Annotated in this window: 16 protein-coding genes; 4 read left to right on the plus strand and 12 right to left on the minus strand. The window is 52.1% G+C overall.

Translation table 11 applies throughout. The annotated features are described in order from the left end of the window. Positions 1 to 6 precede the first annotated feature (6 nt). Together paaK and QUF18_RS06990 are read left to right on the plus strand one after the other, a co-directional pair. The gene (paaK, locus tag QUF18_RS06985; RefSeq protein WP_289386370.1) at positions 7 to 1,317 is read left to right on the plus strand and encodes a phenylacetate--CoA ligase PaaK; all 1,311 of its coding nucleotides are present in this window, start codon (positions 7 to 9) and stop codon (positions 1,315 to 1,317) included. Between the two features lie 112 nt (positions 1,318 to 1,429). After that, positions 1,430 to 2,029: a TetR/AcrR family transcriptional regulator gene (locus tag QUF18_RS06990; RefSeq protein ID WP_289386371.1), complete on the plus strand. Its 600-nt coding sequence runs from the start codon at positions 1,430 to 1,432 to the stop codon at positions 2,027 to 2,029. Positions 2,030 to 2,214: 185 nt separating this feature from the next. Here the strand turns inward: QUF18_RS06990 and paaZ are convergent, their stop codons facing one another. The 9 genes from paaZ to QUF18_RS07035 form a co-directional block, all read right to left on the minus strand. Then, the gene (gene paaZ, locus QUF18_RS06995) at positions 2,215 to 4,287 is read right to left on the minus strand and encodes a phenylacetic acid degradation bifunctional protein PaaZ (protein WP_289386372.1); all 2,073 of its coding nucleotides are present in this window, start codon (positions 4,285 to 4,287) and stop codon (positions 2,215 to 2,217) included. Between the two features lie 54 nt (positions 4,288 to 4,341). Next, on the minus strand, positions 4,342 to 5,094 hold the full coding sequence (locus QUF18_RS07000) for a Phenylacetic acid catabolic protein (RefSeq protein WP_289386373.1): 753 nt from the start codon (positions 5,092 to 5,094) through the stop codon (positions 4,342 to 4,344). 11 nt (positions 5,095 to 5,105) lie between these two features. Continuing rightward, positions 5,106 to 6,182, minus strand: a complete 1,077-nt coding sequence (locus QUF18_RS07005; RefSeq protein ID WP_289386374.1) for a 2Fe-2S iron-sulfur cluster-binding protein — start codon at positions 6,180 to 6,182, stop codon at positions 5,106 to 5,108. A gap of 147 nt (positions 6,183 to 6,329) precedes the next feature. After that, a complete protein-coding gene (paaD, locus tag QUF18_RS07010) occupies positions 6,330 to 6,851 on the minus strand; it encodes a 1,2-phenylacetyl-CoA epoxidase subunit PaaD (protein WP_289386375.1) in 522 nt (173 codons plus the stop codon). 5 nt (positions 6,852 to 6,856) lie between these two features. Further along, the gene (paaC, locus tag QUF18_RS07015) at positions 6,857 to 7,705 is read right to left on the minus strand and encodes a 1,2-phenylacetyl-CoA epoxidase subunit PaaC (protein WP_289386377.1); all 849 of its coding nucleotides are present in this window, start codon (positions 7,703 to 7,705) and stop codon (positions 6,857 to 6,859) included. Next, positions 7,705 to 7,989 carry a 1,2-phenylacetyl-CoA epoxidase subunit PaaB gene (gene paaB / locus QUF18_RS07020; protein ID WP_289386379.1) on the minus strand — a complete coding sequence of 95 codons (285 nt, stop codon included), beginning with the start codon at positions 7,987 to 7,989 and terminating at the stop codon, positions 7,705 to 7,707. Before paaB ends, paaC begins: the two co-directional genes overlap by 1 nt. Before the next feature lie 26 nt (positions 7,990 to 8,015). Then, positions 8,016 to 9,008 carry a 1,2-phenylacetyl-CoA epoxidase subunit PaaA gene (paaA, locus tag QUF18_RS07025; protein ID WP_113945504.1) on the minus strand — a complete coding sequence of 331 codons (993 nt, stop codon included), beginning with the start codon at positions 9,006 to 9,008 and terminating at the stop codon, positions 8,016 to 8,018. A gap of 19 nt (positions 9,009 to 9,027) precedes the next feature. Next, a complete protein-coding gene (gene pcaF / locus QUF18_RS07030; protein ID WP_289386382.1) occupies positions 9,028 to 10,233 on the minus strand; it encodes a 3-oxoadipyl-CoA thiolase in 1,206 nt (401 codons plus the stop codon). Positions 10,234 to 10,372: 139 nt separating this feature from the next. Further along, a complete protein-coding gene (locus QUF18_RS07035) occupies positions 10,373 to 11,215 on the minus strand; it encodes a PaaX family transcriptional regulator C-terminal domain-containing protein (protein WP_289386384.1) in 843 nt (280 codons plus the stop codon). Between the two features lie 630 nt (positions 11,216 to 11,845). Between QUF18_RS07035 and QUF18_RS07040 the strand changes: the two genes are divergently transcribed. Together QUF18_RS07040 and QUF18_RS07045 are read left to right on the plus strand one after the other, a co-directional pair. Continuing rightward, positions 11,846 to 12,790 (plus strand): helix-turn-helix domain-containing protein, encoded by a 945-nt coding sequence (locus tag QUF18_RS07040; protein WP_289386386.1) that lies wholly within the window; start codon positions 11,846 to 11,848, stop codon positions 12,788 to 12,790. A 328-nt stretch (positions 12,791 to 13,118) separates the two neighbouring features. After that, positions 13,119 to 14,246: a branched-chain amino acid ABC transporter substrate-binding protein gene (locus QUF18_RS07045; protein WP_289386387.1), complete on the plus strand. Its 1,128-nt coding sequence runs from the start codon at positions 13,119 to 13,121 to the stop codon at positions 14,244 to 14,246. Between the two features lie 80 nt (positions 14,247 to 14,326). On the opposite strand, the gene QUF18_RS07050 is transcribed toward QUF18_RS07045, so the two are convergent. The 3 genes from QUF18_RS07050 to rbsK form a co-directional block, all read right to left on the minus strand. Next, entirely contained in the window at positions 14,327 to 16,723 is a 2,397-nt protein-coding gene (locus tag QUF18_RS07050) for an aldehyde dehydrogenase family protein (RefSeq protein ID WP_289386388.1), read from the minus strand. 13 nt (positions 16,724 to 16,736) lie between these two features. After that, positions 16,737 to 17,696: a deoxyribose-phosphate aldolase gene (gene deoC, locus QUF18_RS07055; protein ID WP_289386389.1), complete on the minus strand. Its 960-nt coding sequence runs from the start codon at positions 17,694 to 17,696 to the stop codon at positions 16,737 to 16,739. Positions 17,697 to 17,855: 159 nt separating this feature from the next. After that, a complete protein-coding gene (gene rbsK, locus QUF18_RS07060) occupies positions 17,856 to 18,782 on the minus strand; it encodes a ribokinase (protein ID WP_289386390.1) in 927 nt (308 codons plus the stop codon). Positions 18,783 to 18,799 lie beyond the last annotated feature (17 nt).

Below are 18,799 nucleotides of genomic sequence, written 5' to 3' on the forward strand. Positions count from 1 at the left end.
GTTCCTATGAAAGCGCTGCCACCGGATCCAAAGATCCTCGATCCGATTGAAACTGCTTCGCGCGATGAAATCGAAGCGTTGCAGTTCCATCGCATGAAGCGTTCGTTAAAGCATTGCTACGAAAATTCATCTTTTTATCGCAAACGCTTTATTGAAGCGGATGTTCATCCTGAAGAGCTGAAAACACTGGCGGATATTGCCAAGTTCCCTTTCACCTACAAGCAGGATTTGCGCGATACCTATCCGTTCGGCATGTTCGCCGTTCCGCAGAACAAGGTTGTGCGGATCCACGGATCTTCCGGCACGACCGGCAAGCCGACCGTTGTCGGCTATTCCCAGTCCGATATTGATAATTGGGCCAATCTGATCGCGCGTTCAATCCGCGCTGCGGGTGGCCGCTCCGGCGATATGTTGCACAACGCCTATGGCTACGGGTTATTTACCGGCGGTATCGGTGCGCATTATGGTGCTGAGCGTCTGGGCTGTACGGTTATTCCGATGTCCGGCGGGCAAACGGAGCGTCAGGTTACACTGATTAATGATTTCCGCCCGCGCATTATCACGGTAACACCGAGCTATATGTTGTCGATTCTTGATGAGTTCCGCAGGCAGGGTCTTGATCCGCGCCAGAGCTCGCTGGAGATCGGTATTTTCGGTGCGGAGCCATGGACCAATGCCATGCGTGAAGAAATCGAAAATGCCTTTGATATGCATGCTGTCGATATTTACGGCCTGTCTGAAGTGATGGGGCCGGGCGTGGCGATGGAATGTGTTGAGACCAAAGATGGTCTGCATGTCTGGGAAGATCATTTCTATCCGGAAATTATTGATCCTGTGACCTGTGAGGTTCTGCCGGATGGTCAGATGGGAGAGCTGGTCTTCACAACCCTGACCAAAGAAGCGCTGCCGATGGTACGTTATCGCACACGCGATCTGACACGTATCCTTCCGGGCACAGCGCGTTCCATGCGTCGTATCGAGAAAATTACCGGCCGTAGTGATGATATGATCATCTTGCGCGGGGTTAATGTTTTCCCGACACAGATTGAAGAACAGGTTCTGAAATGCGCTGGTCTCGCACCGCATTTCCAGATTCAGCTGACCCGTACAGGCCGTATGGATTGTATGACCGTGCATGTTGAATGTACACCGGAGATGACAGATGATGCGGCACGCGCTAAATCTTCACGCGAGTTGTCACATCATATCAAGAGCATTGTCGGCGTTTCGGCTCAGATTGTTATCAAAGATCCGAATTCAATGGTGCGGTCTGAAGGCAAAGCCAAGAGGGTTGTCGATGACCGCCCTGTTGAGTAAGTGTTGTTTACACTACGACGCGATTTAAAAAGTAATTTTCATATCAGGGGGCCTTATTGCCCCCTGATCTTTTGCCGGTGAGGCATGATTTATACGGTAATAAGAGGGCACGATGTCTCGAACCAGAGCCACTGATTTTGAAGAGAAACAACGCGGTTTGCTGATCAGCGCTGCAGAAGTTTTTGCCGATTTGGGTATGGAAAAAGCATCAATGTCATTGATTGCCAATCATGCCAAAGTGTCGAAATCACTGCTTTATCATTATTATCCGAGCAAAGATGAGTTGATTTTCGCGATTATCACCACGCATCTGGAAGATCTGGTTGCGGCGATTGAAGCGGCTGATGATGAAACGCTTGATCCGCGCATACGCCTGCGCCAGTTGGTTGGCACTGTGCTTGAATGCTATAAAGGCGCGGATAATGAACACAAAGTTCAGCTGAATGCCGCATGGGCTCTGCCGGATGAACAGCGTCAGCAGATTTATGCTATTGAGCGACGGATTGTTAAGCGGTTCTCGCGTGTGCTGCGCGAGATTAATCCGGAGCTGGATAATGCCGAGCGGCCGCTGCTGACCCCTGTAACCATGTCCCTGTTTGGCATGATCAACTGGGTCTATATGTGGTTCAAAGATGGCGGTAAAATTACCCGCGAAGATTATGCTGACGTTGCCACAACGCTGATCCTCGAAGGCATCAAGGCTGTTCGTTAAAGTTTCTGCGTTCCGGCAGAAGCGGCATATAATTTAAAATAAATACCGAAATCCCCGCGCGGTATACATTCGGGCCCGACATAGGCTGTCGGGCCGATATGGATAACCGGTCACCACTGCCTTCGGTTGAGTGAAGGCAGCAGGATCAATCACGGGAATAATCCCGTCTCAGGTGTAAACACGGCTCATTCTGCCACTTCAGGCAGAGGCCATGATTTTGCAACCATGGTCAGCACATCATATTGTGCAACAACGTCACCGCGCTGGTTGGTGACACAGCAATCCCAACGCACTTCGCCATGCTGTGCATTGAGGCGCGGATTGATCTCTTTACAGGTGAGGCGTACCTGCAATGTATCGCCGAAATAAACCGGCACGAGGAAGCGCAGATTATCCACGCCGTAATTGGCCAGAACCGGCCCTGCATCCGGATGAACAAAAAGACCTGCCGCAAAACTTGCAATCAGATAGCCATGCGCCACACGGTCCTCAAAGAACGGATTGGCTTTCGCTGCTTCACTGTCCATATGAGCGTAGAAGGTATCACCGGTGAAATGAGCAAAATGCTCAACATCTTCCAGAGTGATGGTACGCTTATCTGTAATCAGCTGATCGCCGATTTTAAGCTCTGCGAGCGATTTACGGAACGGATGCTCGTCCTGTTTTGCCGGTGCACCTTCAATCCAGCGGCCAGTAACAGCGGAAAGCAGTGTCGGTGAACCCTGAACGGCTGTACGCTGCATGAAATGTTTGACGCCGCGAATACCGCCCATTTCTTCGCCGCCACCTGCGCGACCCGGACCACCATGGATCAGACCGGCCAGAGGGGAGCCATGACCGGTTGAGGTCTTTGCGGTTTCACGGTTGCCGATCAGCACACGGCCATGCCATGGCGCAACGCCAAGCACGGTTTTTTCTGCGGTTGCCGGATCATTGGTAAAGACCGAAGAGACCAGCGAGCCTTTACCTTTACGGGCAAGCGCAATGGCTTCATCCAGATCATCATAGGCCATAACAGTTGAGACAGGGCCGAAAGCTTCCACATCATGAATGGCTTCGGCCTCAAACGGTTTGTCTGCATAAAGCAAAACCGGATTGAGGAATGCACCTTTTTCCGCATCGCCGGAGGCAATATTGATCACATCCGGATCACCGGCAACGATTTCAGCACCTTTCTGCAACGTGCGAATACGGTCACGGACTTCCACGCGCTGATCAAGGCTCGCCAATGCACCCATACGGATACCCTCATCCTGAGGCAGGCCGACCGCTGTTTTACCAAGACGTTCGCGCAGGGCAGCGATCAGAGCATCAACCTCAGAGCGAGGCGCAATCACACGGCGGATCGCTGTACATTTCTGACCGGCCTTAGAGGTCATTTCGCGGCAGGCTTCTTTGACAAACAGGTCAAACTCTTCTGTGCCTGCTTTGGCATCAGGAGCAAGAATTGCCGCATTGAGACTGTCTGCCTCCATGGTGAAGCGAACGGAATTAGCAACAATAGCTGAATGGTTTTTCAGCATACGGCCGGTGCTGGCCGAGCCGGTGAATGTTACCACGTCCTGCTCTGTCACATGGTCGAGCAGATCGCCGACCGAGCCGCAGATCAGCTGCAATGCACCTTCCGGCAGAATGCCGGTTTCAATGATACGACGTACCATCAGTTCAGTCAGATAAGCGGTCTGGCTGGCCGGTTTGACAACACAAGGCACACCGGCAATCAGTGTCGGTGCGATTTTTTCCAGCATACCCCAGATCGGAAAGTTGTAGGCGTTGATATGCACTGCAACGCCTTCCATAGGGGTGAGGATATGCTGACCGATAAAGCTGCCGTCACGGGAAAGTTGCTCAATATCACCTTCAGCCAGAACACGGGCATTCGGCAATTCGCGCCGTCCTTTGGACGAATAAGCGAGCATAGTGCCGATGCCGCCTTCAATATCGACCCAGCCGTCACTGCGGGTGGCACCGGTACGCAGGCTTTCCGTATAGAATTCCTCTTTCTGTGCCATCAGCGCCAGACCCAGCTCTTTTAAAAGTTGGGCACGCTCATGAAAGGTCATATTCCGCAGTTTTGGGCCTGCAATTTTGCGGCCATAATCCAGCGTATCAGCGAAATTCACGCCTGTTGAATCAATAAGCGCTACCGGTTCACCGGTGGCTGCATCCAAAAGCGTCTGTCCTTGTTTGGTGCCGGCGACCCAGCTTCCATAGACATAGCTTTCAAGGCGGCGTGGTTGAACAGCCATATGGCTCATTGCATTTCCTTCCAAATTCTTCATCGGGGGCAGGGCGCTATGGGATGGTCAATATCAAAGACCAAGCGGGCTCAAAATCGTGCTACATTCACTCTGCCAGCGGCTGAGTAAGGCGCTGTTGGGGCTATGGCGCAGACCAAAACGCGCCAGAATTTCAAAACGACCGGATTGCGGATCGCCAAAACCGGCAGCAACACGCGGGCGCCAATAATCGATACTGGCTGCGGCTTCTTTCCGACCGGCATCTGTGCGGACAATGCTTGTTAGTCCTTCCAGACCAAGCTGCATATGGCGGGTTTCACGCGGTGCAATTTCACGGAAGACCTCGGCCAGCGGGGCGTAGGAAATGCGCGTAAACTCGGTCATCAAAATGCCGGTGGCAAGACCTTGCAGGACATTCATCACCACGGCATCTGTCCAGCTGATAATCGGGTAGTGAAACACCGAAACCCGCATATCACCTTCTTTACGGGTGGTGCCGAGGTCGCTGTCGCGCGGTGCACGTGCTGCCCAATCATATTGGGACTGGTAACGGCGTTTATCGGTGCCGAAATCACCCATAATATTGAGAACACGCTCGGCATGATCGGCTTTTTCCAGCGTGATACGGCTGGCCGCAATACGCTCTTTAATAGCGGGCGCGAAATTAATTGAGGATGCAAAACCCGCAGAGGCCGCCAGTTCACTGTCGACAAAGCTCGACATCATCCGCATCAGCTCGCCGCGATAGCGTGCAGGTACATTATTCGGAGCGGAGAGAACGCCGCCTTTTGCCAGATATTCTTCAATATTCATCATATCAGACATGGCATTTCCCCTTATTCATCATAGCTGACGACAACGCGGTCGCTCAGCACAGATGCCTGACAGGACAGGACGTAACCGGCGCGGACTTCGTAATCTTCCAGCGCGTGGTTGACGGCCATTTCGACTTCGCCCTCGAGCACTTTACAGCGGCAGGTCGAGCAGACACCGGCTTTACAGGAGTAAGGTGCATCAAGATTGTTTGCGAGGGCAGCTTCCAGAATTGTCTGGCCGTTGCGTTCCATTGTAAAGCTGCGGGTCGTGCCATCCAGTGTCATCATGGCCTGCACACCGGCACCGGCTGTTGCGGCCTGTTTGGAAACAGGACGCTGCTTGGCACGTCCTGGCTGACCGGAGGCGAAGAGTTCGAATTTGATCTGCTCGTCTTTCAAACCGTGTTCACGCAGGCTGGCGGCGATGCTCAGCATCATCGGCTCGGGGCCGCAGATGAAAGCAGTGTCAATGGATGTCGGATCAATCCAGATACGGAACATATCCTTCAGCTTGGCTTCATCAATACGGCCTGTAAAAAGATCAATTTCCTGACCTTCCTGCTGCAGCACGTGAATGACAGAAAAACGGCCAAGATAGGTGTTTTTCAGGTCTTCCAGCACTTCGCGGAATATGATTGAGCTGATCTGGCGATTAGCATAAATCAATGTGAAGCGGGATTTCGGCTCGCGTGCCAATGTGGTTTTGATGATCGATAGCAACGGGGTAATGCCGGAACCGCCCGCAAAGCCCAGATATTGTTTTTCACCATCCGCTGTGATCGGCGTAAAGAAGCGCCCCATTGGCGACATGGCTTCAATTTCATCGCCAAGGCACAGATTTTCATTCGCCCATGTGCTGAATGCACCACCGTCAACGCGTTTGATCCCGACCTGCAACAAGCCGTCATCCAGCCCCGCGCAGATGGAATAGCTGCGGCGCAGTTCTTCACCGTCGAATGCACGGCGGAAGGTCAGATACTGACCTTGTGTGAAGTTGAACTGTTCGCGGTCTTCATCCCGCGGGGTCAATGTCAGAACGACAGCATCGCGGGTATCGCGCTGAATATCGGTGACTTTAAGGGTATGAAAGCGTGCCATTGGGTATCTTTCTTAAAACCGGCCTAGAGCATTTCACAGTCAAGTTGGATCAACTTGGACAGTCTGGGATAATGCGACAAACAAAAGAATCTAGAGCGAGCACTGCGATTCAACATGAACGTAAACCGCTCTAGAACTGGCGCATCCTCAGATGCATTTGAAATAGTCAAAAGGCTCCAGACAATCTTTGCAGCGATAGCTGGCCTTACAGGGCGTCGATCCGAACTGGCTGATCTTTTCCGTATTGGCGGAGGAGCAGCGCGGACAGGTGATGGTTATATTGCCACCTGAAAGGCTGCGGGCACGGTCAAGCAGCACACCATTTGCGGCAGTACCGTCAACAGGCGGCGTAATGCCATAGACGCGCAGCTTTTCGCGGCCTTCTGCACTCAGCCAGTCAGTCGTCCATGCAGGAGAGAGCCTGCGTTCCAGACGGAGTTGTTCAATCCCTTTGGAGCGCAGTGCCGTTTCAATATCGAGATTGATGATGCTGGTGGCCGGACAACCGCTATAGGTCGGTGTAACCGTGACAACGAGCTCATCTTCCTGCCATGCAACATCACGGATGATGCCGAGATCAGTCAGGCTGATAACCGGGATTTCCGGATCGGGAACCTCGGCAAGCCAGCCCCAGATTTGATCGAGAGAGGGACGGGCAGTGTTCTCCATGGCGATTACCAGCTCGCACCGGGATAGGCGCGCTGCAACCACTGCAACTGTGTCAGCATATGCCCCAGATGTTCGGTATGCATGCCCTGACGGCCGCCTTTATGGGCAAAGGTGCTGTCCGGAATATGCAGCGTCGCCTCATGAAGAACCGCACGGATTGTGCTTTCCCAGATCGGGCGTAACTCTGCCGGATCGGGTGCAATACCCTGTTCCGCTGCAGCCTTGTCGATCTCGTCAGACAGGAACATTTCGCCGGTATATGGCCACAAGGCATCCAGAGCCTTCTGCATACGGCGATGACTTTCGTCAGTACCGTCACCCAGACGAATGACCAGATCGGAGGAGCGCTCCAGATGATAAGCAACTTCCTTAGCAGATTTCTCTGCAATATCTGCAATGCGCTGATCAGACGATTTTTTCAGCGCTTTCATGAGTTCCAGATGAAAGGCGTCAAACAGGAACTGACGCATCAGCGTATAGCCGAAATCATCATTCGGGCGTTCGGTGATGAGGAGATTTTTGAAATCCCAGGCGTCACGCAGGAAAGCCAGATCATCCGCCGAGCGGCCTTTGTCTTCCACTTCACCGGCAAGACCGAGCCAGAGCTGGGTCTGACCGATCAGGTCGAGGGACACATTGGCCAGCGCGATATCTTCTTCCAATGCAGGGGAATGCCCGCACCATTCGGACACGCGATGACCGAGGATCAGAGTATTATCACCAATACGGAGCAGGGTTTCAAAAGCCACATTACGTGTGCTCTTGTCTTCCGCAGGAGGACGCACATTGCGTACGATTTCTTCCTGTCTAGCGCGATCCAGTACCGGCGCTGTTTTACCGTGGGCAGCGCTCATCACATGCTCCCTACTTCTTCTGGAATGTCGAAGAATGTCGGATGACGATACACTTTGCTGTTGGAAGGTTCGAAAAGCGGGCCTTTTTCCGACGGGCTGGAGGCGACGATATCATCCGAGCGTACCGCCCAGATGGAAACGCCTTCATTACGGCGGGTATAGACATCACGCGCATTATTGATCGCCATTGCAGCATCGGGTGCATGCAGGCTGCCGACATGACGATGGTTCAGCCCGTGCTGACCACGGATAAAGATCTCCCAGAGCGGCCATTCTTTGGACATGCTATTCTTCCTTATCTTGAGGGCTGTTATTCGGCTGCAACGCGGGCAGAACGACTGGCAGCCTTGTCGGCATGCGCAACCAGTGCTTCGCGGAACCAGGCGCCATCGTCCCATGCTTTGACACGGGCGCCGAGGCGATCCGTATTGCAAGGGCCGTTACCACTGATGACATCGAAGAATTCAGTCCAGTCCGGCTCGGTAAAGTCGTAACCGCCTTTTTCTTCATTCCATTTCAGATCAGGATCGGGAACTGTCAGACCAAGATATTCAGCCTGCGGAACTGTCTGATCGACAAATTTCTGACGCAGTTCGTCATTGGTATTCATCTTGATCTTCCAGGCCATAGACTGGACAGAGTGCACGGAATCCTTGTCGGACGGGCCGAACATCATCAATGACGGATACCACATGCGGTTCAGCGCATCCTGAGCCATACGTTTTTGTGCAGGTGTGCCGGAAGCCATTTTCATCATCACGGCATAGCCCTGACGCTGGTGGAAGGATTCCTCTTTACAGATGCGGATCATCGCACGGCTGTAAGGGCCGTAGGATGTACGCTGCAACGGCACCTGATTCATAATCGCCGCGCCGTCAACCAGCCAGCCAACCGCGCCCATATCGGCCCATGTCAGTGTCGGATAGTTGAAAATTGAGGAATATTTCATCCGGCCTTCGTGCAGGCGTTCAAGCAGATCATCGCGTGAGACGCCCAGAGTTTCAGCGGCAGAATAGAGGTAGAGGCCGTGACCGGCTTCATCCTGAACCTTGGCAAGCAGGATCGCTTTGCGTTCCAGTGTCGGCGCGCGGGTGATCCAGTTGCCCTCAGGCAGCTGTCCGACAATTTCACTATGGGCATGCTGGCCGATCTGGCGGATCAGCGTCTTACGATAGCCGTCCGGCATCCATTCTTTCGGCTCGATCTTTTCACCGCGGTCGATACGCTCCTGAAAAGCGATTTCCTGCGGGCTCATCTCGGCGCGGTTTTTTGCACCTTCAGACGTTACAAGCTGTGCATACATAGCTGGCTGTCCTTTCCGGTCAGACGCGTTCGATAATCATGGCGATACCCTGACCAACACCGATGCACATTGTGCACAAGGCATAGCGGCCGCCGGTGCGATGCAGCTGATACATCGCTGTTGAGACCAAACGCGCACCGGACATGCCCAAAGGATGACCGATGGCGATGGCTCCGCCATTCGGGTTTACATGCTCAGCATCATCCGGCAGACCCAGATCACGCAGTGTGGCTAATGCCTGACTGGCAAAAGCCTCATTCAGTTCAATCACATCCATCTGATCGATGGTCAGGCCGGCGCGCGCCAGAACTTTTTTGGCTGCGGGCGATGGGCCGATACCCATAATGCGCGGCTCAACACCAGCTGCGACCATGGCCACAATTCGCGCTTTTGGTGTCAGTCCTTGCGCTTTTGCGGCTTGTCCTGAAAGAATAGTCAGCGCTGCCGCACCGTCATTGACGCCGGAGGCATTGCCTGCGGTCACGGTCAGATCAACGCCGTTAATGGCTTTCAGTTTGGAGAGTGCATCTGCGGTCGTGCTTGGGCGGGGATGTTCGTCTTCGGCAAAGATTATCGGGTCGCCACGGCGGGGTGTAATTGTAACCGGAGCGATCTCATCTTTAAAAAGGCCTGAAGCCTGTGCTTTTGCCCAGCGCGCCTGACTGCGTGCTGCAAATGCATCCTGATCTTCACGGGAGATATGAAAGTCAGCGGCCACATTGTCAGCGGTTTCCGGCATTGTATCGACGCCGAATTTTGCCTTCATCGCCGGATTGATAAAGCGCCAGCCGATGGTGGTGTCATAAACCGCATTATTGCGAGAGAAGGCGCTGTCAGCTTTCGGCATCACAAAGGGCGCGCGTGTCATGCTCTCAACGCCGCCCGCGATAACGAAGTCGCAATCGCCGGAGCGGATAGCGCGTGCGGCCATGCCAATGGCATCCATACCGGAACCGCAAAGCCGGTTGACGGTGGTGCCGGGAACGCTGATCGGCAGACCTGCCAGCAACACAGCCATACGGCCGACATTGCGGTTGTCTTCACCGGCCTGATTGGCGCAACCATAGATGAGATCATCAACGGCAGACCAGTCTACACCCGGATTTCTTTCAATGAGGGCTTTGAGAGGCAATGCTGCAAGGTCATCTGCACGTACCGAAGCTAATGCCCCGCCATACCGGCCAATTGGTGTACGTACTGCATCGCAGATAAAGGCATCTTGCATTGCCTTGTCCTTTCCTACCCTGAGAAAGCCGAGTGAACTCCTCATTCATCGACCGCTTGGTCAGGATTATACGGCCATTAAACATTACAGCGCAAGTGATTTTTTAGAATTATTGTAATGTTTTGAGGTAAAACAAATTTTACCCTTGTTCTGACAAGGAAAGTCCGTGTTGACGGGCGGCCGTTTGCTGGGTTTTTGCGGGCAAGAGGCCATCCACACCTTCGCATTGTGAGGCAATCCACACCTCAGATTTAGGCGATAGTGCCTGATACAGACTGCGAAACAGATCACGAGCATTGTGCCCCTGCCAGTCATCAGGCAGAGCCTCGGCTGGCAGACGCGGGTCGCGTAATAAGACGCTGCGATAGGCATGTACCAGCAAAAGTCGCGCCATCACCGCGTCTTCTGCGGAGAGCTGCGGGATTTTGCTATACAGCGGTTCAAACCGTGTCAGCAGATCACAATAGCGTTGATGCAGGATGGAGAGATCCCAGAACTGCGCAAGCCAGTTCATATCATCGGGATCAACAGCCCGCAAAAGCTGTGCGCCTTCCGGCAAAGCCTGTCCGCGATCCGGCCGGATAAAGACGGAAGACCCCATGCGTCCCATGCGCAGGCGCAAGGCTGCTGCATCAGGCAAGTCAGGGGCAAAAATGATTTGCCAGCCATTGATGACCGTATCGGGTTGATAAAGCAGTTTTGCTGCCTGATCGAATTCCTGCTGCGCAGAAGCATCAAGATTGTAATAGCTGCGCCGACCGTTGCGTTCGCCTTTCAGGCGCTGGGCGGTGACTAGGCGAGAAACAGCGGTTCTGACCACGGATTCACTCAAACCTGCGCGGTTACAAATTTCAATCAGCGAGCCTGTCCAGAGAATACCGCCTCGGGGCAGAACAATATCGCCGTAGACCGTGACGATGAAACCGGCAGCCCGCAATTCTTGTCCGTTCAGCAAGTCGGTGATGACAGTCTGTGCAACCATAGGCCTGCTACCCTTTTAATCATTAGGAGTTCTTATTTGAACAGAATACCGGTTTTGTGGGAGATGAATTTGAGCAGGACATTTCATAGACCAGCTGTGCTGAGATAGCAAAATTTGAAATTAGAGTGCATCCCGAACGGCGTAAAAGACTTTTCGGAACAAGATTTTCGTAAAACAAATGGAGAGAGCGGCTCAAGGCTGACTGATTAACTGGAAGCGCTCTAACGGCTGTAAGTCCGTGAATGAGGTGGGAGGTGGGATTTCACAGTTTAATCCTGTGCGCTCTCAGTTAGGAAAGCGATTAAATTGCAACCTATGATTGCTTCGATCTTTATAGTCAGCTTTGCTTATAAGTTAAAAATATCTGTTTTTGGCGTTGAGATGAATTTATTTTGGCTATAAATTTGTAGTTTAATCAATGGATTAATAAAAACAACATCTCGAAGTTAAAAAATATCATTTCCAGTAAATTTTGGTTGCAATAAAAATACAACCTATGGTAGTTATTTTGCATGATAGCAGGTGTAAGGTTGTGTTGTTGAGTGCTCTCGGGGTGACAGAGCAGGACGTTGTGGCGGCAGCCATTTTTGATTTTAAAAATAAATAAGAACTAATCATTTGGGGTGAGAAATGAATAATTTAAACTTAAATACAGATGCTAATTCCGTTGCGCATCAACAAGGGTTTTTATTTCACGAAACTGTAGAAAATTTGAATGAAGGTATTTCAGATACATTCAAAAACTTAGTTCATCATCAAAATAAAATCGCTTATATTGTTAGTCATCGCGGTAAATTCAGTTATCGCCACGATCATTGCACCGCAATCATCGTTCTCGCAGCAATCAAGGATCTGCACTGGTCGCTGCAAGGCAAATTCGGTGAGAGTTTTGATGCGCCTGCGGGTACCGTGCTGATTATACCGGCTTGCACTGAATATACCCTGCAATGGCCGATAGAAACCGATTATCTCCAGATTGCCCTTGATAATAATTTGCTACGTGATTTGAGGGATATCAGTGGTGGTTTGTCACTCTCGGAACTGTTTCCGCACCCCTCAAGGTTGCCTAATCCCAAAGCCTTGCTGATTGCCAACTTGTTGCGTGCCGAATTGTTAAAAAATGCGCCGGTGAGTGCCGGTTATCTTCAGGCGCTGCTTGCCGTTTTGATCGTTCAATTGGTGCAAAACCATTCATTTCTCAGAACATCCGGGGCTAAGCAGGAAAACGGTGGGCTCTCCTATCAGGCATCGCGCCGAATAGAAGCATATTTGCGTGAAAACTATATGCGCAAACTGTCTATCTCCAAAATGGCCAATATATTGGGTGTTTCTGGCGGACATTTTCTGACATCATTTCGCGAGAGCTTTGGGCAGACACCACATCAGTTTTTGCTGGCGCTTCGTTTAAGTGCGGCTGAGGATATGTTGACGAATACGGATATTTCATTGGCTGAAATTGCTGACAGGGCAGGCTTTTCCAGTCAGAGCCATATGACAACGGCTCTGAAAAAATGTCGGATGATAACGCCGGGAGAGCTGCGGCGTAAACGGGTTCGGGTTGGTAAAAAATCCTGAGATGAAGCATGACGCGAATAAAGTCCTGTAATGCTGCCTTGGTTTGCTGGTCTCAGTTTCCCACTTTCTGGGATCAGTGAGGCAAAGTGTCAGTGTTTGGAAAGTAAGTTGACAGCGACCTGTATCATGGCGAAGATGCCGTAATAAGAGTTATATTGTGAAAATTTAAATATACTCTTATCCTTGTAGTATTTGATATTCATATCTGTACTATTTTATTAAAAATGACAATGAATACAGATATTTATGAAACGTAAATATCTGAGCATACAGCATACGGGAATAACATGATTTAGAATATATTGAGTTTAAGTGGGAGGAATATTTTATGCGCTTGAAATTCTTGTCCGGTGTTGCAGTTGCAGCCGTTTTAGCCTGGACAGCAACCGCGCAGGCAGAGCTACTTATGGGTGTGGGAGCACCGATGACCGGCCCGAATGCCACTTACGGGCAGCAGATTCTGAAGGGAGCAGAAGCTGCAATTGCTGAAATTAACGCCAATGGCGGTATTAACGGTGAACAGGTGAAAATCGTCATTGGGGACGACGTTTCTGACCCGAAACAGGGGATTTCTGTTGCCAATAAATTCGCTGCGGATGGCGTAAAATTCGTCATCGGCCACTATAATTCCGGCGTGACTATTCCGGCATCAGATGTCTATGCCGAAAATGGCATCCTGATGATTAGCCCGGGTGCTACTAATCCAGCTTATACGGAAAAAGGTCTTTGGAATACGTTCCGTACCTGCGGACGTGATGACCAGCAGGGCATTGTTGCTGGTAATTACATCAACGATCATTTCAAAGATAAAAAAATCGCGGTCATTCACGATAAGACCCCTTATGGTCAGGGACTAGCCGATGCCACCAAAAAGACCTTTAATGAACTCGGCGTGAAAGAGGTCATGTATGAAGGTGTGAACACCGGCGAGAAGGATTTCTCGGCACTGATTACCAAGGCCAAAGCGGCCGGTATTGATGTTCTCTATTGGGGCGGCGTGCATACTGAGGGCGGCTTGATTATCCGTCAGCTTGCAGATCAGGGGCTGAAGGTCACGTTCATTTCCGGTGATGCGATTGTTAACAACGAGCTGGCTTCTATTGCCCGTGATGCGGTTGTCGGTACGCTCAACACATTTGGACCAGATCCGCGTGTTGATCCGGCCAATGCCGAACTGGTGAAGAAGTTCCGCGACAGCGGTTTCGAACCGGAAGCCTATACACTTTATTCCTATGCGGCAGCACAGTCTTTGGCAGCAGCTGCCAAAGCTGCCGGTTCTAATGATCCGCAGGAAGTCGCCAAGGCGATGAAGGAAAAAGGTCCGTTCAAAACCGCTTTGGGTGATCTGGCTTTTGACGAAAAAGGCGATGCCAAATTGCCGGGTTATGTGATGTATGAGTGGAAGAAAATGCCGGATGGCAGTTTCACTTATGAACAGCAGAAGCAGGGTGGCTAAACTTAGTTAGTATAGAACGTCATTGGAAAAGCCGCCATTTGGAGCCAAATGGCGGCTTTTTTATTCAGTGCGTATTCGGATTATGCACCATAAGGTACCCAGATGTTTTTAACTTGCACAGCACGGCGCAGATAATCACGTCCCTGACCTTGTGCTGTATCCAGCCAGTTACGCTGACGGCCATTATTGACCCATGTGGCTTTGAGGTTGCCGGCAGAGGCCTTCTCAACCATGGCACTGCCTGCCTGGGACCCGACATACCAGAGCGCGGACACAGCATCGTGTTCTGCCAGTGTTTTGGCCAGCACATCACGCTCGCCAGTGATGAGATTGACAACACCTGCCGGTACATCTGATGTATCCAACACCTGATAGAAGGCACCGGCAATCAATGGGTGACGGCTGGACGGCACAACCATAGCACGATTGCCCATAGCGATTGCGGGTAAGATCAGCGAGATCATCGAGAGCAACGGCAGTTCATCTGGGCAGACAATACCGGTGACACCCCATGGTTCGTTCATTGCCAGTGTGACATGACGCGACTTGGTCGAATGAACGGCGCCGTCAAACTTATCGGCCTGTGCAGCATAGTAGAAAATACGACGGATTGAAGCGTCGAACTCTTCTTCTGCTTTCTTGTCCGTAACGCCGGTGCTTTTCACCAGCAGTTTAATGAACTCAGCACGGCGCTGCTCGAGATTTTCGCCCAAATAATACAGCACCTGCGCACGGTTATGCGCGGTCGCGCCACCCCATGAACCTGCTTTTGCTGCTGCCTCTACGGCATTGCGGATATCTTTGCGGTTGCTGAGTGGTGCCTCACCGATAACGATATTGCCTTTGCCGTAGACAGCATAACTTGCACCGCCATCAGGGCGTGCCTGCTTGCCGCTGACATAGTTTTTCATCGTGCGGTCGATGGAACCGGCAGCCACTTTTTCACCGGCCACAGGCAGAGCGGAGAAAGAAACGCTTTCGGTTTCTTCAGCGAGCGGCAGAGCTTTTTCCCAGTCGCTGACCAGATATTCATAAAGCCCTTCGCGCGCACCTTCACGACCGAAACCACTTTCACGATAACCGCCGAAACTGGCACCGGCATCAAGCATATTGGTGCAGTTGATCCAGACAACACCGGCTTTAACGGAAGCTGCAATATCCAGAGCCGTGTTGATATTCTCCGACCAGATGGAAGCAGCCAGCCCGTATGCAGTGTTATTAGCCAGTGCAATTGCTTCAGCAGGTGTGCGGAAAGTTGTTACGGCTGCAATCGGGCCGAAAATCTCGACCTGACAAACGGTTGAAGCCTGATCAACTTCGGTGAAGAAGCCCGGCGCGATGAAATTGCCTTTTGTGGGCAGGGCATTTGGCGTTTGCCACAGCGCGCCGCCTTCTTCTACGCCTTTGGCGATCAGCGCGGAAATACGTTTGACCTGCGTTGGTGAAACGATGGCACCGACATCGGTGGATTTGTCCAGCGGATCACCAACGCGAATGGTTTCAAGGCGCTTGCGCAGCTTGGCATAGAAGCGTTCCGCAATGCCTTCCTGCACCAGAAGGCGCGAGCCTGCACAGCACACTTCACCCTGATTGAACCAGATCGCATCGACAACGCCTTCAACAGCGCTGTCGAGGTCGGCATCTTCGAAAACGATGAATGGCGACTTGCCGCCGAGCTCCAGTGACAGTTTCTTGCCGGAACCGGCAATCTGCTCGCGGATAATGCGGCCGACATTGGTTGAGCCGGTAAAGGCGACCTTGTTCACATCCTCATGCCCACAAATCAATGCACCGGTTTCACCGTCGCCTTGCACAATATTGACCACACCGGCAGGCAGGCCGACTTCATGGCAGATTTCCGCAAAGGCAATAGCAGTCAGTGGCGTGAGATCGGCAGGCTTCAGCACAACCGTATTACCGGCAGCGAGCGCAGGCGCGATTTTCCATGCCAGCATCAAGAGCGGGAAGTTCCACGGGATGACCTGACCGCAGACACCGAGAGGTGAGAAGCCACGGAACTCATCCTCCACCATCTCAGCCCAACCGGCATGATGATAGAAATGGCGGACAGCCAGCGGCACGTCAATATCACGGCTTTCGCGGATCGGTTTGCCGTTATCCATGCTCTCCAGCACGGAGAAGAAACGCTCGCGTTTCTGCAAATGACGGGCAATCGCATAGAGATATTTGGCGCGTTCATGGCCGGAGAGTTTCGACCATTTGCCGAACGCGGCGCGGGCGGCTTTGACAGCCATATCAACATCTTCCGCGGTACCTTTGGCAATACCCGCTAAGCGCTGTTCGGTTGCCGGGTTGATTACGTCAATAATTTGCTCGCTGCCTGCATCGGTAAAGCGGCCATTGATGAAATGACCGAACGGAGCGGAATGATTTTTCAGCCATGCAACTACATCGCCATTGGCTTCGGGAGACGGGCCATATTCCATTGTATTCAGAATATCCTTGATCTGTGCCATAGTCGTAAATTCCTTATGCCGCAGCGTGACGGGAGAGGTCGGCATAACGGCCGGTCATATAATGTTCGAGCTGGCGCTCAATATCACCGAGCAATGAGGATGCGCCGATGCGAAATAAATCCGGCTGCAACCAGTCATGCCCCAGTTCTTCCTTCATCATCGACAGCCAGACGAGGGCTTCCTTGGCAGTACGCAAGCCACCGGCAGGCTTGAAGCCAATGATCTGGTCTGTGCGCTCACCATAATCGCGCAGTGCGCGCACCATTGTCAGGCTGACCGGCAAGGTTGCATTGACGTCTTCTTTGCCGGTTGAGGTTTTGATGAAATCGGAACCAGCCTGCATTGCAACCATAGATGCCTTGTAGACATTGGTCAGGGTTTGCAGATCGCCGGTGGCGAGAATGGCTTTCATATGCGCTTCACCGCAGGCCTCGCGCATGGCAGCCATTTCATCATAGAGCGCCTGCCAGTTTTGGGTCAGAACATGCTCGCGGGTGATGACAATATCAATTTCCTTTGCGCCTTCTTCAACCGCATAGCGGATTTCTGCCAGACGCAGCGGCAGCGGGATAAGGCCCGCCGGAAAACCAGTCGCAACGGAAGCAACCGGAATATTGCTGCCTTCCAGTGCCTTAACCGCGTGCGGTACCATGGTCGGATAAACGCAGACTGCACCGGTGGTGATATTGGCATCACTCAGCCCCAGTGCTTCCAGAATATCCGCACGGATCGGGTTTTTCGCTTTTGCGCAAAGGCGGCGCACACGACCTGCCGTGTCGTCACCGGCCAGCGTTGTCAGGTCGATACACTGAACGGCACGTACCAACCACGCGGCCTGATATTCCTTTTTCACCGAGCGGCGGGCGGGAAGTGTCGCGGCACGGCGCTCAAGTGCTGAACGGTTGACGTTGATATCGTCAAACCACTCTGTTTTGAGCGGTGTTCCGGCGTTACGTGTATGAGAAGGGCTCATCGTATATCCGTATAGTTTGGGTGCAATCGGCGGTTTTAATCATAAAACCGTTTTCTGACAGGTTCCCGCCTACGGGGGAAGCCGGGAACCTGTCTGATCCGATGATTGCACCGGTTAAATTAATGCACCACCATATCTGTGGGTGCAGCAGATTGAGGTTCAGCTATGGTTTTTACAGAATTCTGCAAATTCCTCGAGAGACGCATAGGATTTCTGCGTACCTGTTTTGGTGATGCTGTCGGCAGCATAGAGGCTGGCGCTTTTAAGAGCCTCCGCCACGTTGCCGTGTTCGGCATAGAACCGAGCGAAAGAGCCGATAAAGGCATCACCCGCGCCTGTTGTATCTTTCGGCGTGACTGTGACGGGTGCGATACTGACCACATTATCAGCGGTTATCAAACGCGCACCACGACCACCGAGCGTCACGATGACCGTGCGGATGCCTTTGGCAATCAGTGAGCGGGCAGCAGCAGTGGTCTCATCATCGGTTGAAACGGGCATGCCGGAAAGCAGAGCCAGTTCCGTCTCATTCGGTACAAGGAACGATACCTGACGGATGCGCTCTGGATCAAGATCAGCCGCAGCAGGTGCCGGATTGAGAATGGTTTCAATGCCGTTTGCCGCTGCAAAAGCGATGGTGTGGTAGACCGTCTCGACCGGCACTTCCATCTGCATCAGGATCAGGCCGCATTGTTTCAGATCTTCGGCAGCGTCATCCACATCCTGTGGCAACAGATCGGCATTGGCACCTTTCACGATGAGGATGGAATTTTCACCGCTCTTATCGACAAAAATTGGTGCGACACCGCTGGATTTGCCTTTGATGACACCGACATGTTTGGTGTCGATACCCGCTTTTTGCAGATTGAAAATAGTATTGTCACCGAAAATATCATCGCCGACTTTGGTCACCATCATCACATCGGCACCAAGGCGTGCTGCGGCAAATGCCTGATTGGCACCCTTGCCACCGCAGCCCATTTCAAACAAAGGGGCTTCCAGCGTTTCGCCCAAGAAAGGCATACGATCCATATAGGTAACCAGATCGACCATGTTAGAACCGACAACAGCGATTTTTTTCGACATCGAAAATACTCTATCTC

The sequence above is a fragment of the Pseudochrobactrum kiredjianiae genome (assembly GCF_030362795.1).
Taxonomy (GTDB): Bacteria; Pseudomonadota; Alphaproteobacteria; order Rhizobiales; family Rhizobiaceae; genus Pseudochrobactrum; species Pseudochrobactrum kiredjianiae.

What these genes read in the sequence shown, in the direction of transcription:
- paaK (WP_289386370.1), top strand. Translation starts at nt 7, where the DNA reads ATGAAAGCGCTGCCACCGGATCCAAAGATCCTCGATCCGATTGAAACT.
- QUF18_RS06990 (WP_289386371.1), top strand. Translation starts at nt 1,430, where the DNA reads ATGTCTCGAACCAGAGCCACTGATTTTGAAGAGAAACAACGCGGTTTG.
- paaZ (WP_289386372.1), bottom strand. Translation starts at nt 4,287, where the DNA reads ATGAGCCATATGGCTGTTCAACCACGCCGCCTTGAAAGCTATGTCTAT.
- QUF18_RS07000 (WP_289386373.1), bottom strand. Translation starts at nt 5,094, where the DNA reads ATGTCTGATATGATGAATATTGAAGAATATCTGGCAAAAGGCGGCGTT.
- QUF18_RS07005 (WP_289386374.1), bottom strand. Translation starts at nt 6,182, where the DNA reads ATGGCACGCTTTCATACCCTTAAAGTCACCGATATTCAGCGCGATACC.
- paaD (WP_289386375.1), bottom strand. Translation starts at nt 6,851, where the DNA reads ATGGAGAACACTGCCCGTCCCTCTCTCGATCAAATCTGGGGCTGGCTT.
- paaC (WP_289386377.1), bottom strand. Translation starts at nt 7,705, where the DNA reads ATGAGCGCTGCCCACGGTAAAACAGCGCCGGTACTGGATCGCGCTAGA.
- paaB (WP_289386379.1), bottom strand. Translation starts at nt 7,989, where the DNA reads ATGTCCAAAGAATGGCCGCTCTGGGAGATCTTTATCCGTGGTCAGCAC.
- paaA (WP_113945504.1), bottom strand. Translation starts at nt 9,008, where the DNA reads ATGTATGCACAGCTTGTAACGTCTGAAGGTGCAAAAAACCGCGCCGAG.
- pcaF (WP_289386382.1), bottom strand. Translation starts at nt 10,233, where the DNA reads ATGCAAGATGCCTTTATCTGCGATGCAGTACGTACACCAATTGGCCGG.
- QUF18_RS07035 (WP_289386384.1), bottom strand. Translation starts at nt 11,215, where the DNA reads ATGGTTGCACAGACTGTCATCACCGACTTGCTGAACGGACAAGAATTG.
- QUF18_RS07040 (WP_289386386.1), top strand. Translation starts at nt 11,846, where the DNA reads ATGAATAATTTAAACTTAAATACAGATGCTAATTCCGTTGCGCATCAA.
- QUF18_RS07045 (WP_289386387.1), top strand. Translation starts at nt 13,119, where the DNA reads ATGCGCTTGAAATTCTTGTCCGGTGTTGCAGTTGCAGCCGTTTTAGCC.
- QUF18_RS07050 (WP_289386388.1), bottom strand. Translation starts at nt 16,723, where the DNA reads ATGGCACAGATCAAGGATATTCTGAATACAATGGAATATGGCCCGTCT.
- deoC (WP_289386389.1), bottom strand. Translation starts at nt 17,696, where the DNA reads ATGAGCCCTTCTCATACACGTAACGCCGGAACACCGCTCAAAACAGAG.
- rbsK (WP_289386390.1), bottom strand. Translation starts at nt 18,782, where the DNA reads ATGTCGAAAAAAATCGCTGTTGTCGGTTCTAACATGGTCGATCTGGTT.